The sequence below is a fragment of the Tenuifilum thalassicum genome (genome assembly GCF_013265555.1).
GTDB classification, from domain to species: Bacteria; Bacteroidota; Bacteroidia; order Bacteroidales; family Tenuifilaceae; genus Tenuifilum; species Tenuifilum thalassicum.
In genome coordinates this window covers 2022122-2039225 of the sequence record NZ_CP041345.1, presented here as the reverse complement: position 1 = coordinate 2039225, position 17104 = coordinate 2022122, and the positions used below count along the sequence as shown (strand labels likewise).

At 38.8% G+C, this 17104-nt stretch carries 13 protein-coding genes; 3 read left to right on the top strand and 10 right to left on the bottom strand.

What is annotated here, in order from left to right; translation table 11 throughout:
* Nucleotides 1-90 precede the first annotated feature (90 nt).
* The 7 genes from FHG85_RS08580 to FHG85_RS08550 all read right to left on the bottom strand — a co-directional run bounded on the left by FHG85_RS08580 (nt 91) and on the right by FHG85_RS08550 (nt 10589).
* Entirely contained in the window at nt 91-3198 is a 3108-nt protein-coding gene (locus FHG85_RS08580; RefSeq protein ID WP_173074911.1) for an ATP-binding cassette domain-containing protein, read from the bottom strand.
* A gap of 127 nt (nt 3199-3325) precedes the next feature.
* Nucleotides 3326-3823, bottom strand: a complete 498-nt coding sequence (locus FHG85_RS08575; RefSeq protein ID WP_173074910.1) for a DUF4199 domain-containing protein — start codon at nt 3821-3823, stop codon at nt 3326-3328.
* Nucleotides 3804-4238 carry a DUF1801 domain-containing protein gene (locus FHG85_RS08570; protein ID WP_173074909.1) on the bottom strand — a complete coding sequence of 145 codons (435 nt, stop codon included), beginning with the start codon at nt 4236-4238 and terminating at the stop codon, nt 3804-3806. Before FHG85_RS08570 ends, FHG85_RS08575 begins: the two co-directional genes overlap by 20 nt.
* A 16-nt stretch (nt 4239-4254) precedes the next feature.
* On the bottom strand, nt 4255-5442 hold the full coding sequence (locus tag FHG85_RS08565) for a TolC family protein (protein WP_173074908.1): 1188 nt from the start codon (nt 5440-5442) through the stop codon (nt 4255-4257).
* The gene (locus tag FHG85_RS08560) at nt 5426-8533 is read right to left on the bottom strand and encodes an efflux RND transporter permease subunit (protein WP_173074907.1); all 3108 of its coding nucleotides are present in this window, start codon (nt 8531-8533) and stop codon (nt 5426-5428) included. Before FHG85_RS08560 ends, FHG85_RS08565 begins: the two co-directional genes overlap by 17 nt.
* A gap of 12 nt (nt 8534-8545) precedes the next feature.
* Complete coding sequence (locus FHG85_RS08555; RefSeq protein WP_173074906.1) at nt 8546-10090, bottom strand: efflux RND transporter periplasmic adaptor subunit; 1545 nt, start codon at nt 10088-10090, stop codon at nt 8546-8548.
* 91 nt (nt 10091-10181) lie between these two features.
* Nucleotides 10182-10589 carry a DUF6769 family protein gene (locus FHG85_RS08550; RefSeq protein ID WP_173074905.1) on the bottom strand — a complete coding sequence of 136 codons (408 nt, stop codon included), beginning with the start codon at nt 10587-10589 and terminating at the stop codon, nt 10182-10184.
* A 97-nt stretch (nt 10590-10686) separates the two neighbouring features.
* Between FHG85_RS08550 and FHG85_RS08545 the strand changes: the two genes are divergently transcribed.
* The 3 genes from FHG85_RS08545 (at nt 10687) to FHG85_RS08535 (ending at nt 14539) form a co-directional block, all read left to right on the top strand.
* Nucleotides 10687-11433, top strand: a complete 747-nt coding sequence (locus tag FHG85_RS08545; RefSeq protein WP_173074904.1) for a sensor histidine kinase — start codon at nt 10687-10689, stop codon at nt 11431-11433.
* Between the two features lie 7 nt (nt 11434-11440).
* Nucleotides 11441-12169 (top strand): LytR/AlgR family response regulator transcription factor, encoded by a 729-nt coding sequence (locus tag FHG85_RS08540; protein ID WP_173074903.1) that lies wholly within the window; start codon nt 11441-11443, stop codon nt 12167-12169.
* A 135-nt stretch (nt 12170-12304) separates the two neighbouring features.
* A complete protein-coding gene (locus FHG85_RS08535) occupies nt 12305-14539 on the top strand; it encodes an inorganic phosphate transporter (protein WP_173074902.1) in 2235 nt (744 codons plus the stop codon).
* A gap of 198 nt (nt 14540-14737) precedes the next feature.
* Here the strand turns inward: FHG85_RS08535 and FHG85_RS08530 are convergent, their stop codons facing one another.
* From FHG85_RS08530 to rbfA, 3 genes are read right to left on the bottom strand one after another with little or no spacing between them, the layout of a single operon-like run.
* The gene (locus FHG85_RS08530) at nt 14738-15952 is read right to left on the bottom strand and encodes an FtsX-like permease family protein (RefSeq protein ID WP_173074901.1); all 1215 of its coding nucleotides are present in this window, start codon (nt 15950-15952) and stop codon (nt 14738-14740) included.
* A gap of 1 nt (nt 15953) precedes the next feature.
* A complete protein-coding gene (locus FHG85_RS08525; RefSeq protein WP_220429191.1) occupies nt 15954-16724 on the bottom strand; it encodes a class I SAM-dependent methyltransferase in 771 nt (256 codons plus the stop codon).
* 7 nt (nt 16725-16731) lie between these two features.
* On the bottom strand, nt 16732-17070 hold the full coding sequence (gene rbfA, locus FHG85_RS08520; RefSeq protein WP_173074900.1) for a 30S ribosome-binding factor RbfA: 339 nt from the start codon (nt 17068-17070) through the stop codon (nt 16732-16734).
* Nucleotides 17071-17104: the final 34 nt, after the last annotated feature.

Sequence of the window (17104 nt, the reverse complement as noted above, 5' to 3'; positions counted from 1 at the left end):
TTTAACGCCTTTTATCCGTCTTCGCCTGACAAATCTGAAATCTTGAACATTGAACTTTATCCTTTATCCTTTAACCTTTAACCTTTAACCTTACGAAGGTAGATAGCGTGAAATTCTTTCGGTAAGCTTACGGAAACGTAAACGTTCCACAAATCTATTTACTATCCTGAAGATATCGCTCCATAGTGTAAGGTAAAGTATACCTGACATAATCCAAAGTACAAAAAGATTAAACCAGTAGGTTGGTATGAGCCTGTTCCCTAATGCTTTATAGTATGAGTAAAAATGAGCTCTTCCGCTTTTAGAATTAGGTAGAGCGCATATAGGCTCGTAACGTCTTATTAACCGATTGTTGTGCTCAACAATTTTAGTTAAATCGTTACGGTTGGTAACCAATGTCTCCAGAGCATTATTATGATGTTTCCGTTTAAGGTCGAAAAGAGTAGAGGTGCCTTCCAACCGTTGTGATAATTTGGTAGCAATATCATCGCGCTTTTCAACACTCCTACGATATTTTGCGTTAAAGTGCATTTTTAAAGTATCAAGTTTTCCTATTGACTTTGAAATGTATTGTGGCGTTGTGTTATTGATATCAAGCATATCGGGGTTTGGGTACTCAAAACCTCGGATTGGATAGTTTTCCTTTAGCCTTCTAATCTCATTTTGAACAATAGCGAGTTTCTTTATTGTGTGTGGATTTGTTTTATTGACTAATATATCTGACTCAGTCTCGTTCAAAAGCGAAATGAGTTTGGGAATTAGCAAGGTAGCATTGTAGTTATTGTTGCTGATTTCCATGTTGGTAAAAAAGAAGTTCTTGTTATACTCGTTTGCGCTAAATTGGTAAACACAAAGCGCTTCGTATGCCCATCGGCTAGGCATTAAATCTCCAATAAATGGAACATATTCAGGATGCGATAAGCTTTTATGAAGCTTATTGTAGCTAATAACTACTCCGCTAAACATGAGTTGAGGTACTAGAATTAGGGGAATCATCACATAAATTGCTACAACTGAATTGAGAGCTGCAGAAAGGTTAAGACCAATCATACTTGCACAAAACGAGGTTGAGAAAAGGATAAGCCAGTAGTGCCAAAACATTCCCTGGATTTCAAGAATATGTGTCGATATAAGTACGAATAGAAATGATTGTATGGCAGCAAACATTGAAAGAATTACCAGCTTTGAGTTGATATAGCTAAAGTAGCTTAGGTTGAGAAATTTTTCACGGAATAGAATGCGTCGGTCGCTAATAATTTCTTCAGCGCTAATGGTTAAGCCAAGAAACAGCATGGCAACCACACTCATAAAGATAAAACTTGGAATGTTATCGTTCTCGCTAAATATATAGGCGTTAGGATTGGTTAATGTGCCATGAATATATTTTGAGAAAAAGCTAATAATAACCGCAAGTATTGGCGAAGCCAAAATGCTAATATTCATGAACTGAGCATTGGCAAGTTTGCTCCGTATGTTACGTTTGAAATAAATCCAAATCTGTTTACGTTTCGACGGTATGTTAAAGTCGTTTGGTGGGAGAGGCGATTCACAAGCAGGAGCAGGAATAATAAGTCTGCTTTGAATGTTCTTTAGGTAGAGTTCATACCATTCCCTTGCCGAGCGTTTTCGTTTACGGGTTAAACGGCCATATTCGTTAACTACGCGAGCCTCAACTATTCTAAGGATGATGTCGGTGTTTACATTTCCGCATGTTATGCATTCGCTTTCATCGGGTTTAAGGAAGTTTGCCATGCGCTTAAAGTAAACAACGGCGTCCATGGGGTTGCCTTGGAATATTGGCCTGCCGCCATGGTCAAGCACAATTATCTTATCGAAAATTTTAAAAATATCGGATGATGGCTGATGAATGTTTGTAATTACAACCTTCCCCTTAAAGGTTTGCTTTCGAAGTAGGAGCATTATACGTTCTGCATCGAGCGATGAAAGGCCTGAAGTGGGTTCATCGACAAAAAGTACTGAGGGTTCTCGCATTAGCTCCATGGCAATGTTTAGGCGCTTTCGTTGTCCGCCACTTATATATTTGTTTAGCGGGTTGCCAACCTTCAAATCGCGTGCTTCAACCAAATCGAACTCTACAAGGGTGTTGTCAACTAGTTCAATAATCTCCTTCTTACTTAAGTTGCTGAAACAGAACAGAGCGTTGTAGTAAAGATTTTGGAAGACAGTAAGTTCCTCAACTAGCAAATCGTCTTGCGGTACGTATCCGATTACACCTTCGAGCTCATCTTTACGGGTATGAACATCATAACCATTTATGTAAACATTACCTGCCGCGGGTTTTAAATTGCCATTTAGTAAATTAATAAGTGTTGATTTTCCTACTCCACTTCCTCCCATTATGCCAACAAGTTGGCCAGAATATGCCGAAAAGGAGAATGGATATATGCCATTGCGACTTCCTTTGTGTTTGTATTCAATATCTTTTACAACAATCGATACAAACGGTTTCCCTGGGTTTTGAATAAATAGAGAAACTATCTTGCTATAGTATACTGGCGATATACGCTGTCCACGAATAACCGCTCCAGGCCCAAAGAGGTAAGTTCTGCCAGGTTTTAAAACCCGGCTATTCATGAAAAGTTCAGCCTCGCCAAAGTATTTTACAAGTAGCGTATTGGTGCTTGCTATACGAAGCACATATATTTGTCCCTTTAACCTTTCGTTAACCAGATGCTTAATTTCTGGTATCGGGTTATCCTTTTCGGGACTGATAAGCAGAACCTGTTGGTTCCATGGAATCTGACCTGGCGACTCACTTAAAATAAAATCGCGACCATTTTTGAATTCAAAATCGCTAATGTTAAATTGGTTTGCTACTCTTTGTGCAAACTCTAACCTGTCGGTTGTGGTGAGTTTGCTATCGGCCAGAAATTCTAAAAGTTGAAGTACCAACCAAACCTTTTGATGTTGTTCAAACTCGTGGTTAATGGCGTCAATAATTCCATGAACTATTGGCGATTCGGTGTAGCGGTCTAGGGAAACATCCTCAAGCTCTTTGCGGTAGCTTATGCCAAAGTTAGTAAACCTGTCGATAAATACTTTGGCCTGCTCGGTGCTAAAATCGTGATGAAGATAATCGTCGAGCACTTCGATAGCAAAACCATTATCGGCTTTGCTCTCGATATTAACCAAAATGGCAAAAAGCTTAATAAGTGCATCGAGCAGCGACTCGCTCATTTTTTTAGGTTTGGTTAAGCAAAGATAAAATTTTTCGGTTGGTTTAAAACTGGAATAGCTAAAAACCTTGTTAAAGAAAAAACGCCCACCATATGGTGAGCGCTATTTTGTAGCCATTTTCTAATCGCTATTTATTCTCTGCACTTTTCTTACTTCTAATGAAAATCATGGCTATAGCAGTAGTGACAATTCCCATGATTAATGACCATATCGCACCTTGAATGGCATAGTTCTTATAGTTAAAATATGCCTGTGCCTCTTCAATTGATTTATAAAAGCCAAGTTCAACAGAGCGTTTAATAACGTTTGGAAAATATTCTGGCGTAATCACATAAGTTGTTATCCATTGTGCTAATGGGCTAAGTAAAGCTATAAACGCCGAAAGAACAATTCCCGAGATTAATCCTTGTGTATAGCTCATCACCCCTCCATAGTAGGTGTTTTTCTTATCGCGTAAAGCCATAACCATTACTATTATAGCAGGAATGGCAAATAGATTTGTCAAATACATATGATAATCAATGTATTTTCCGTGCAGTCCACTTAACTTTTCAAGTAGCATCCAAAGTAATGCTACCAACGTAAATATAACTGCCCATTTGAACTCAATTCTTATTTTCTTCATTTTGAGATTTTTTGTATTTAACCGTTTCGTTCATCAGTTGTTTTAGCTGTTGCAAATTTATGTCGGAAAGTTTATTGATATAAATGCAAGCCTTTCCTTTCTTAAACTTTCCTAGGTTTGCCAGTAGGTGCTCGTGTTCCGATTTTCCTGTGTAAACATAAAGCGATATGGCCGCTTTTCGAGGCGAAAAACCTACTAAAAACATTTCGCCTTCTTGTTTGCTGTTGGTGGTTTTGTACAGATGCTTGCCAAAACCAACAATTGAAGGTCCCCACATTTTTGGTTCACAGCCGGTAACCTCTTTCATTAGCTTGACTAATTCCAAACTATCGTTATACTTTTGCTCGTTATTGGCAAACTCTCTAATAAATTCGTAAACATCTTTATTAGTTGGTATGGTTTTACGTTCTGCCATTACTCAAAAGTTAACGTTAGTATACAAATCTATTTAGCTCGATGTATGTTAAAAGATATTCATGCTGAACCTCCAGCAGCCTTTCTCTGATTGCGTTGTAGCTATTAAGCTCACTGTAATACTCAACTACTGAGATTTCGCCTTTTTCGAGTGCAAGCTTTAGTTTCGAGGTTATGTCGTATTGTTTAATGGTTTGCTCCAACTCCAATATTAGCTTGTTTAGGCTGGTTGCCTTGTTATAAAGACGTTGGGCTTGCTGCCGGTAGGTAAATGTGTACTCATCCTTAGCAAGTTGCACGTACCGTTGGTTAGCCTTTGCATGCTTAATGGTATTAGACTTTTCCCAAAGAGGAATTGACAAGCCTGCCACTACGCCTTGAAAACGCTCACCAACAACCTTCTCGCTGGCATATCCCAATGTGAAAGTGGGCAAACTTTCCGATTTGGTCAGACTAAGCCTTAAACGGCTATTTTCAATTTCGTTGTTTAAGTATGCCAATTCGGGATTAAGCTGTTCGGTTTTACCATACCAGGCTTCAAACGATTCAGGCAGTTCTGGAAGCAGCATTGTCGAATCGGTAACTTCTATTGGAATACCCCCATTAAGTGCTGTGAGTTCGTCTCTTAGTGCCAGCCGTTCCATTTTAATCTGTTCAAGACGAGAACTCAGCTCTTGCATAACTAGTTTTGCTTGTGTTGAAGGAATTATGTTTTGCTCTCCAACCTCAAACTTTCGTTCTAGCGAGTGTGCAATTATTTCAGCACTTTTGTACTGGCGCTGTAGTTCTGCAACCAATGCGTTGTAATATACTATATCGGCATATACTCTTGATGCATTTTGAAGAACCTCGGCACGTTTAATAGAATATTCGTGTTGATAAGAATTTTCTGAACCTTTTGCTAGCTTTGACTTATAAATATAAGCTGTTGGAAAATCGAACTCCTGAGTTATGCTAATTGTGGTTTTGTTGCCTATGTCAACAGGGCTACCCCATTGGTAAATTACTTCGGCTTGAGGATTGCTTGGTGATAGCCCAATTCGGCTTGCAAGTTTATCGGCTTCAAGTTGCTGCCGATAAACTTTTAATGCCAGGTTGTTTGTGTCTATCTGTTGTAAAATAGCTTGGAAACTATTTTGGGCGTGAGAGATGTCTGCTACAGCTAAAATCAGTAGTAGACCAATTATTTTAGTCCTCAATATCATCGTATTTAACTTTTTTGTTTTTAACAAACATGGTATAAACAATTGGGATAATGTAAATGTTTAAAAATGTAGATGTTAGTAGGCCTCCCAAAATTACTTTTGCCATTGGACTTTGAATTTCGTTACCAGAAAGATGCCCCTTAAACGCAAGAGGAATTAGGGCTAGGGCAGCGGTTAATGCTGTCATTAGAATTGCATTTAACCTGTCCGATGACCCTTGTATAACTCCTTCCTGGATATCTACTCCCATTTTATGATGTCGAATATAGTTAGATATTAGTAAAATACCATTACGTGTAGCTATTCCGAATAACGAAATAAATCCAATAATTGCAGGAATACTTATTACACCTGATGTAATCCAAATGGCAAAAACTCCACCAATAAGGGCTAAGGGCAAATTAAGCAGAATAATTCCTGCTAAACCAAAGTTACGAAATTCTACCACAAGTAACATGAAAATTACCAGGATAGATATTAATGAGGCAATCATAAGTGTACGTGAAGCGCGGGCCTCACTTTCAAACTGACCGCCATACTCAATTCTATAACCCTCGGGAAACGAGATTTTATCCTCTACAGTTCTTTTGATGTCATTTACTACACTGCGCAGGTCGCGTTGGGCCACATTGGCCGAAATAACAAGCTTACGCTGAACATTCTCTCGGCTTATGGTGTTAGGCCCGGTAACCGAAACTACTTCGGCAACCTGTTCAAGAGGAACCTTCCCGTGTGTGGGCGAATCGATTAAAACCGATTTTAACCCATCAATAGTGGATGTATAGCTTGAGTCTAATCGAACCACCAAGTCGAAACGTTGTTGACCCTCATAGATATCTGCAAGTTTTTCCCCACCAAGAACCATATCAATAAACTCGTTAAATTCTTCTATGCTAATACCATACTCGGCTAGCATAGCCCTATTGGCTCTAATCTGTATTTGTGGTACTTCAACCTGCTGCTCAACGTTAACGTCAACCAGGCCCTCTATACCAATAATCTCAGATTTAATCTGATTGCCAAGTGAATATAACCTGCTCAGGTCGTCGCCAAAAAGTTTTATGGCAATACTAGCCCTTGTACCTGATAGCATATGGTCGATTCGATGGCCTAACGGTTGGCCAACAGTAACAGCAATACCAGGTATGCGTGCAAGTGTTGCGCGAACATCTGCCAGGAATTCGTCGTTGCTACGTTCTTTTAGCTGGTAGTTTACATCTATCTCTGAGCTATTGGTTGCCTGTGAGTGTTCGTCAAGCTCCCCTCTACCTGTCCTTCGAGCAGTTGAAATAACTTCAGGTATAGCTAGTAGTTGCTTTTCAATATAGTAACCAACTTTATGAGTCTCGTCAAGTGATGTCCCTGGTGGTGTAACTACCGAGAGCGTTAGAGAGCCCTCGTTAAACTCTGGCAAAAAGTTACGTCCCATACCACTAAGCAGGATTACTGATGCTATCAATAGGATAAGGGCAGAACTTATCACGCTCCACTTGTGATTTAGCGCTTTGGTAAGTGACCTTTCGTACCAATTACGTAACTTGATAACAAGCCATTTCTCCTTTTCGTTTCGTTTCAAGTACTTATCGCCAGTTAATAACATGCGAGCAAGAACTGGAGTAAGTGTCATGGCTACAAGTAGCGACATGAAAAGCGAAACTATAAACGAAATTCCAAGTGGTTTAAGCATGCGACCTTCCATCCCGCTAAGGAAGAATAGGGGCACAAAGGCAACTATTATAATAAGTGTAGCATTCATAATTGATGCTCTAATCTCACGTGAGGCCTCAAAAACAATAGAAAATGACGATAATCGTTCCTCTTTAGGCTTCAGCCGGTTTTGCCTTAGTCGCTTATATACGTTTTCCACGTCAATAATGGCATCATCAACAAGTGAACCTATGGCAATGGCCATGCCGCCTAAGCTCATGGTGTTGATGTTTAATCCCAATAGTTTCATAACCACAAATGTGGCAAGAAGAGAAAGGGGGATGGCAAGAAGAGAGATTATGGTAGTTCGGAAACTACCTAGAAAAAGAAAAAGAATGATGGAGACAAATATTGCTCCCTCAATTAGGGCTTGTTGTACGTTTCCAACTGACCGCTCAATAAAATCGGCCTGACGAAAAATCTTTGTATCGAGTTTTACATCTGCTGGTAGCGATTTTTTTAGGTTTTCGAGGTTTTCTTCAATCTTTTTAGTAACCTCAAGCGTGTTGATATTGGGCTGTTTTGAGATGGCAAGAATAACTGCAGGCGAAGCGTTAAACGATGCGTATCCCATTTTAGGAGCAGCTCCAATTTTAATATCTGCCACATCGCTAACCTTTACTGGTAAGCCATTTCTAGTGGTAACAAGTGTTTGCCCAAGCTGTTCAATATCGGCTGTTCGTGCAATTCCACGAACTACATATTCATTCCCGTATTCGCGAATGTTAACTGCGTTTGAGTTTAGGCTGATATACTTGCAGGCCTCCACCAGCTCGTGCATCGATATTCCAAGGTGAAGCATTCGTGTTGGATTGGCAACAACTTGATATTGCTTGTAATCCCCTCCAATAATGGTAACCTGCGAAACTCCACCAGTAGCAAGAATTAACGGTTTTACGGTCCACTCAGCCAAGGTGCGTAGCTCCATCATGCTTGTGCTGTCGGCTTGTAAACCAACAAAAAAGATTTCTCCCATAACGCTGCTCTGTGGGGCAAGCATTGGCTGTCCAACTCCCATTGGCATTTGTTGGGATACGTTTATTAGCTTTTCGCTAACAATCTGTCGTGCTTTAAAAATATCGGCACCCCAATCAAATTCAACCCAAACAAAAGAGAATCCTTGCGCCGAAACCGAGCGTACACGTCGAACATCGGTTGCTCCGTTTACAGCAGTTTCAATGGGAAAGGTAACTAGCCGTTCAACCTCTTCGGCTGCCATACCATGCGCATCGGTCAATACAACCACCGTTGGCGCAGTTAGGTCTGGGAACACGTCGATATCCATAGTCGATACCGTACGTAGCCCAACAAGAATAAGCACTAAAGTGCTTACTAGTATTAAGTACTTATTATTTAGCGAAAATTTTATTATCCTATCAAGCATAGCCGTAACGATTTAATGAATGTGACCCGAATGAGCATCTAATGCACCAGAACTTTGTGCCATTTTTACATAAATGGCTCCACGAGTTACAACCCTTTCGCCTGGTTTAAGTCCGCTTAAAACTTCAACTCTAACTCCGTCCGAAATGCCAAGTTTAACTTCGCGCTTAACAAATGTTTCGGGGCTATGCTGTACCATTACAAAATAGTTTCCTTGTGCTTCCAGAAGAGCAGTTTTGGGAACTGTTAGCAGATTTTTAGCAGGCTTGCATAGTAGGTACACTTCTGCTATTTCACCATTGGGAACATTTTCGGTATATGGTATTTCCAGTGTAACTGGAATTAAATGATTAGCAGAGGTTATTGTTCTACCTACCGAAACAATCCTTCCTCCAATTTTATGTAAGTTTAGAGTTTTACTGCTACCAGCAATCCTTATGTTTGCATCGTTAATGTTCCCCAATTCCTTAATGTATTTAGGCTGAACATAGCATTGAATTTTCTGCGTTGAAAGCCTTGCTAACTTTATAAGTGGCTGTCCAGCCGAAACATATTCGCCATTTGACACAAAGATTGACGTAACCTCTCCATCGAAAGGACTAGATATGAGCTGACCCTGCAAGCTGTTCCCTTTTACAATGGTTTGATATGCAGCTTTGGCTACCTCATACTCTTTCAAGGAATTTTGTAACTCGGCTTCAGAAACTATCTTTTCAACGGCTAATGCTTTTTGCCTTTCGTATTGGGCTTTTGCAATTTCAAATCTGTTTTTAGCCTCTGTGTACCGAACTAAAAAGTTATCGTCGGTAGTGCCGCTTGATGTTATTCTTAGAATAGGATTCGCTTTTTTTAACATCAATCCTTCGTAAACATTACTTTCCAAAAAGTTGACAACACCAGACGCCCCTGCAGTAATCACCCTTTCATCGCTTTGGGCAGGCATTACTCTGCCCGATGTTCTGATAACCATTCCCATTGGCATGGGATTAACAGCTGTTGTAGCAAAATCAACCGACCACGCCTGCTCCTTGCTGAAGTGTATGGAGTTTGGGATTTCGTGATGCTCATGAGCATCCTCAAAATCGTGCTCACAGTGGTAAACCTCAAACTTGCCCAAATCAATATCGTTTGTTTCTCCATTATTGTTATAAACAATCAACTTTCCTTGTGCCTCCCCGTTAAAGTCAAAATTTGCATGAATGTGGTAAATTCCCTTTGTATTGGTGGCATGGCCATGAAAGTGGTACTCCTTGTTATCGAATTTTACTTCAAAGCCAATAGAATCAATCTCAGCAGGTTTAAACGTGTTAAGGTTGGTAAGATGAGCAAGCAGTTCCGACTCCTCTCCCATAATAAGTGGTTTTCCTACAATATAAATCTCTAAGTTGTTGGTATATACCGTGAAATGAGTAAGTTCTTCATCGTGGTCGTGGTCAGCCGTTTCTGCGTGTTCGTGGCTGTGTTCGTTATGTGAATGCTCATGGGATTCATTAGTGTTGTGGCATCCCCAAAAAATAAGCAATGCTGTAAAAAACAAGATGTTAAATTTTCGCACCATTTTAATTACAATTTATAGTTTTGGTAAAAAATAGTTTTTGGAGATAAGTCAATTTATCTCTTAGCAGCTATGTAAGCAAAGATTGTAAACGCTAAAATGGAGGTGCGCGAAACGAGATGCTATTTAATAATGGCGATTGCCAGCGTTTGTGAAAGTTGAAGTAGAAAATATATTTCGATGTCCATATTCTTAGATGCAGATTAGCCCAAAAAGATTCTGCCAATATAGAGTGTACAATATGTGTAGTCTTTACAATTAAAGCTGAGGCAGGAAACCTGAACTTTTCAGCTTGTGCTAAATCGTTTAAAAGATTACAGGATGTGTGCTTATGGTGCTCACTATTGTTTTCATTACTACTATTGGCCGAGTGATTGTATCCTACATCATGAGTTTCAACGAAACACACCTCGCCATTATGATGGTGATGTGGAACCAATGCATGTACCCACATCATAACAACGGCTGTGGTAATAGCAAGTATGGTAATGTTTCGTTTCATTATTAACTTATGAACATGCAAAGTTATTCTTTTCGATGAAATTAAAGGGCAAAGGTTTAACCAAAAGTAATATATTTGCATCAAACAAATGTTTATCATGTTTTTGTCTTCTATTCCACAAACAACTTTGATTCTTATTCATTTGGCGATTATTGCATTACTTATTGCCTTTGTGATTTATAACCATATTCGGTTAAAACGCATTATTTTGCGATACGAGCAGCAGGTGTTAATTTCACAGATGAATCCACATTTTGTTTTTAATTCGCTTACAGCCATTCAGAGCTATATATTTAGAAATGAACCCCATAAGGCCAGTAAGTATTTAGCTAACTTTGCAAAGTTAACTCGTCTTGTTCTAGAAAATTCAAGAGCAGAACTATGTAGCATCGATAGAGAAATAACCACATTGAAGCTCTACCTCGATTTACAAAAACTTCGTTTTGTTAATAAGTTTAGCTACTCTATTGTTGTAGACGAATCAATAGATATTAAAAACGTTCTCATTCCACCTATGCTAGCTCAACCTCTTATTGAAAATGCCATAGAGCATGGGCTGAGTTCTATTGAAAGCGAAGGTGTGCTTAGTATACGTTATATTCTTTCAAAACCAAATGAGCTAACTATTGAAGTTGAGGACAATGGAATTGGAATCAATAAGGCTAGGCTTCTTCAGCTAAAGAATGGCAAAAGTTACAAGTCGTTAGCTACCGAAATTACCAAAGAGAGAATAGAGAAATTAAGCAAGCTTGGGAAATCGGGCATTAAAATGTCTATTACCGATAAGAGCACTATAAGCAAGACACAAAACGGTACCATAGCCAGAATTATAATTCCAATTTAAAAGCTACATGGTAAAAGCAGTAATAGTTGACGACGAACTTCATGCAAGAGAATCATTAAATCACATGTTGAGGACATATTGTCCAACAGTTCATGTAGTTGGTGAGGCTGAAAGGATTGAAGAAGCCTATGAGGTTATACTTAAAAGTAAGCCCGATTTAGTTTTTCTTGATATGCAGCTAACCGATGGTTTAGGCTTTGATTTGTTAAGAAGATTTGATGAGCTGCATTTTAAAGTGATAATAATTTCTGCATATCAAGAGTTTGCAATAAAGGCTTTTAAGTTTAGCGCTGTTGATTACCTCCTTAAACCCATTGACCCTGATGATTTAGCTCGTGCTGTTGATAATGCTTTATCGAAGGTATATGACGACAGTCAACAGCAAAGTTTAAATGCTCTGATTGAAAATACTAAGAACCCAGAAAAAAAAGATAAGCTAATTGTACTTCGTAATAGCGAAGAGACATATATTGTAAATACTAGTGAGATAGTTAGATGTGAGAGTGATAATAACTCTACCAATTTTATTCTTGCCGATAAAAGCAGAATACGTGTAACCAAAACCCTAAAAGAATTTGAGGAGTTACTCGAGGAGTGTGGATTTGTTCGTTGCCACCAATCGCATCTTGTAAACCGACACCATATTGAAAAGATCATTCGATTTCCTTCGTTATCTTTACAAATGGACAATGGGGATAGTATTCCAGTTTCTTTTAGGAAGAGGAAACAGCTGTAAAATACATGTGGAATTCACATCTAATTTCCATTTCTTAACATTAAGTTAACATTGAATTAGCTCAAGCATAATAGTAAAATTGTTTGGCCAATATCCGAATGCCATAAATTTGCATCGTTTTAAAATTAAAATGATATGGAAACTTACTATCTTATTATTGTTGGCGTTCTGTTTATTCTTGCAGCTTCGGACCTAATAGTTGGAGTATCTAACGATGCTGTAAACTTTCTTAACTCAGCCATTGGGTCAAAAGTTGCAAAACGACATTGGATTTTGCTTGTAGCCTCTGCTGGTGTGTTAGTGGGCTCTGTGTTTTCAAGCGGAATGATGGAAGTTGCACGTAAAGGTGTTTTCTACCCACAAAACTTCTTCTTCAATGAAATGATGATAATCTTTTTAGCGGTTATGATAACCGATGTCATCGTTCTTGACTTTTTTAATACCTACGGAATGCCAACTTCAACTACTGTGTCGTTGGTTTTCGAACTTCTTGGATCAGCTGTAGCTGTTTCTATCTATAAAATAATGGGTACCGAAGGTGAAACTATAGCCCATTTAGGAAAATATATAAACAGTGGAAAGGCCCTGGCTATCATTTCGGGAATACTAAGTTCTGTGGTTGTTGCTTTTGTGGTTGGTATGGTAGTTCAGTATATTGCACGTTTACTTTTTAGTTTTAACTACCAAAAGAATATAAAGTATGTAGGAAGCATATGGGGTGGTTTTGCGATGTCGGCTATAACCTATTTTATTGTGGTAAAAGGGCTTAAGGGCTCAAGTTTGGTGCCTGCAGATGTGTTGGCTTATGTTCAAAGTCATACCTCTTCTATAATGCTTTACAGCTTTATTGGTTGGACACTTCTATTACAACTTCTACATGTGTTATTAAAGTTTAACCCCTTACGATTTATTGTTTTAACAGGTACTTTTGCCCTTGCGTTGGCATTTGCAGGAAACGACTTAGTAAACTTTATTGGGGTTTCAATGGCTGGCCTTAAGGCTTACCAAATTCATTTAGCAAATCCTGATATTGCCCCTGATGCCTTAAGAATGACTGATTTTGCTGGAAAGGTGAGTACAAACTCAATTTACTTGTTAATTGCAGGATTTGTTATGATTATAACCCTTTGGTTGTCGAGGAAAGCTAGAAAAGTAACTGAAACTTCGGTTGATCTTGCTCGCCAAGATGTGGGTATCGAACGTTTTGGAAGTACTCAGTTCTCAAGAATTATTGTACGTATTGCACGCAGATTTGCCGTGATGGTCGATAAAATAACACCAGCTTTTATTAGAAAATTTGTTTCTAAACAATTTGATACCTCAAAAGCACCAAAATACTCTAATCCAAAAGAGGCTCCTGCATTCGACCTTGTTAGAGCTTCGGTGAACCTTGTTATGGCAAGTATTCTGATTAGCTTTGCTACCTCGCTTAAACTCCCGCTTTCTACAACATATGTTACCTTTATGGTTGCCATGGGTACCTCATTAAGCGATAAGGCTTGGGGACGCGAGAGCGCAGTGTATCGTATAACAGGAGTGATTACAGTTATTGCAGGTTGGTTCTTTACTGCATTTATAACCTTCACTATCGCATTCCTTATTGCTACAGCCCTATACTACGGAAAGATTCCTGCATTCATAATATTAATCCTAGTTGCTTTTGGTCTCATTATAAAATCAAACTTCCTCAATAGGAAAAAAGAAGAAGCTGAAGAACTTGATGAAGAAATAAATGACCAAAGTATTGTAATAAAATGTTCTAACGATCTTAGAAAATACTTGAAGGATTCTATCAAGGTATTTAACAGAACGGTTGATGGGCTTACCACTGAGAATAGAAAACTCTTGAAGGAAGTTAACCAAGAGGTATCTGAACTGAACATGGAAGCCAAAAACATGAAGTACAATGTCTTTAATGTTCTTAAGCAGCTTGAAGCCGATTCAATAGAAACTGGTCATTACTATGTTCAGGTTATCGACTACCTTAGAGAGTTAGCTCACTCCCTAGAGTTTATATCTAATCCTAGTCTACAACATGTTGAAAACCAGCATAAAGGATTAACACTTGAGCAAGCAAATGAGCTAAAAAGCTTGAGCGTTCAGCTATCGGGACTATTTGATGACATCCTGGCCATGATTAAGAATAACGACTATACCTCTGTTCCCGACGCTATTGAAAAGCAACAGGAAATACTCAATAACCTAAATAAAATTCGCAAGAAACAGGTTAAACGTATTAAGCGTGGCGAAACAGGAACTAGAAATAGCGTTTTATATCTTGGCCTGTTGAACGAAATAAAGAACTTACTGCTCCATACTATCAACATCCTTAAATCGCAGCGTGATTTTATTCTTAATAATATTGAGTAGAGGGTTTGTGAGTAACTATTAAGTAAGTCTTTTTGTAGAAGAAAATATCAAGGCTATTATAATAAAACAATCCTTTTGGGTGAATTAAATACCTAAAAGGATTGTTCCTTTTATAGAATATCCTAATCGATACAAAAACTTATTCCCCGGGCTTGTTATTTTTGGGTTGACTATTTTTTTAGGGAAAAGTATTATGGCCTATTGCTGTAAAATTCTTTTTGTAATTAATCTAACAGGAAAGCGCGCTGCAAGATATCCAATTGAAACAACAACAAAAAATATTAGCGTAATGTCTAGAGGCTGCACATCAACTGGATAGGCGTCGATGATAAAATTGCCACGACCTTCTAGCCGTATTAGCTTAAAGGTAATTTGCAACCAACAGGTTATAAGCCCTAAAACAATTCCAATTAAACTTCCTCCGATTGAAATTAGCATTCCTTCAAAAAGAAATATTTTTTGAATTAGCTTATTGCTGGCACCAAGACTTTTAAGAGTCTCTACATCGGCACGCTTATCTATTATTAGCATTGAGAGGGAGCCAACAATGTTGAACGATGCAATGATTAGTATTAGCGTAAGAATCAGGGCTATTGCGAACTTTTCCGATTTCATGGTTCGGTAAAGCGATTCGTTTTGCTGGTACCTGTTGAGTATCCTAAACTTTCTCCCAAGTATGCTTTGAACTTTATTTTTCACCTTCTCGGGGTTAACGTCAGGTATGAGTTTTATCTCAATTGCGTTAACTGTTACAGAATCGTACATAAGAAGGTTGCGAGCAAATTCAATGGGGGTGAAAACGTAACGTGTATCAAAATCTTGTTCAATGGCAAATATCCCCGAAGGCATAATGGCTTTTTTATTGAATGCTCGGGTAGGGGAGTAGCTGCGTCCACGGCGTGGAAGATATATGAAAAGCGGGTCGAAATGGGCTAAACTTGCATTTAGATAGTAGGCAACACCTTCGCCCATTATTGCCAAAGGCTGACTTCCTCGCCAAAGTTTAAATTCACCATCTTTTAACTTCTTGCCCAAGCCCGAAAGTTCTGTATAGTTCCGACTTACTCCTTTTATAATACCTATGTGCTGTCGGCCTCTATAACGGAAAAGTGCATTTTCCTCAACTACCTCAGCAAAAACCGATACCTCGGGCAGCCCTTTTATTTGTTTAAAGGGAAGACTGTCAATTCTAAAAGTTTTGCCTTGCTGGGGAACTATTTTCAGGTCGGCATCAATGTGTGAGTAAAGGTTTGCAATAAGAGTATCGAATCCGTTAAATACCGAAAGCACAACTACCAAAGCCATTACTCCCGTGGCCACTCCAATTACAGAAATTATTGATATGATATTGATAATGTTATGCGATTTTTTCGCAAAAAGATATCTGCGGGCTATGTACAATGGAACATTCATGCTACTTTTTACGTGCTATATACAGAATTTCCTCTTTTGGGAGAGCGTAATACTCCACTTCATGTGAAGGGAGTTGTAAAACAAAATCATCTTCTAAAACATCAAAACCAACCGAAGCCAAGCGTTGTGCGTAGTCGCGCCCATAAAGCCGAAGATGGTCGCGTTGCTGGTAATATTTTTCTCTTAGTTCAGGGGTGTTGTACTCTGGGTTTTCTAGCGTCTGCTCCATGGATAAATCCATGGGTACTTGCAGTATTGCAAATCCTCCTGGCCTAAGAACTCTTAGAATTTCTGCCATGGCCTTCTTATCGTCATCAACGTGCTCAAGTACATGGTTGCAAAGAACAAGGTCAAACGAGTTTTCGGCAAATGGCATCGATTGAACGTCAAGCTTTACATCGGCCCATGGTGAGATTAGGTCTGCAGTTACATATTCAATATTTCTCAATCGCCTAAATGGTTTTAAAAAACAGTATTCTGGCGCAATGTGTAGAACCTTTTTTTGCGATGTAAAAAAATCGGTTTTTCGCTTAAGGTATAACCATATCAGCCTATGCCTTTCAAGCGACATAGAGTTTGGTGCAAGGGCATTCTTTCTAACTGTTAGCCTGCCATAGGGTAGTAGTTTACGGTATTTTACCCCATCAATTGGGTCTTGGAACTTTTTACCTCGATAAAAAAGACCCAATATCTTCATGAAAAACGATGCAACATGCTGAAGGTAATGGCGAGGAATAAAGCGAGTTATAAACGATACTAAACGGCTTATCATGTAAAACTTACTCTTTAAGTAGATTGTCAATTCTTTCAATATAGTCTAGAGAGTCATCTATAAAAAATGATAGCTCAGGAATCACTCTTAGCTGGTGTCTAACTCGTTTTCCCAGTTCTCCTCGTAGGAATTTAGTGTGATTTTTTATGAGTTCAATAGACTTGTCAGAGTCGTTCGAAGGGAATATGCTAATATAAACTCTTGCTATCGATAAATCGGGGCTAACCCTAACCTGTGTAACGGTTAACATTTTGCCAGGAACGATTGATGCCCCTTCGCGCTGTAATATTTCACCCAGTTCTTTCTGGATTAAACGCCCAACCTTTTGCAAACGTGTTCCTTCCATTTTGATATTTTTTTACAAAGATAAGATGTTTTCG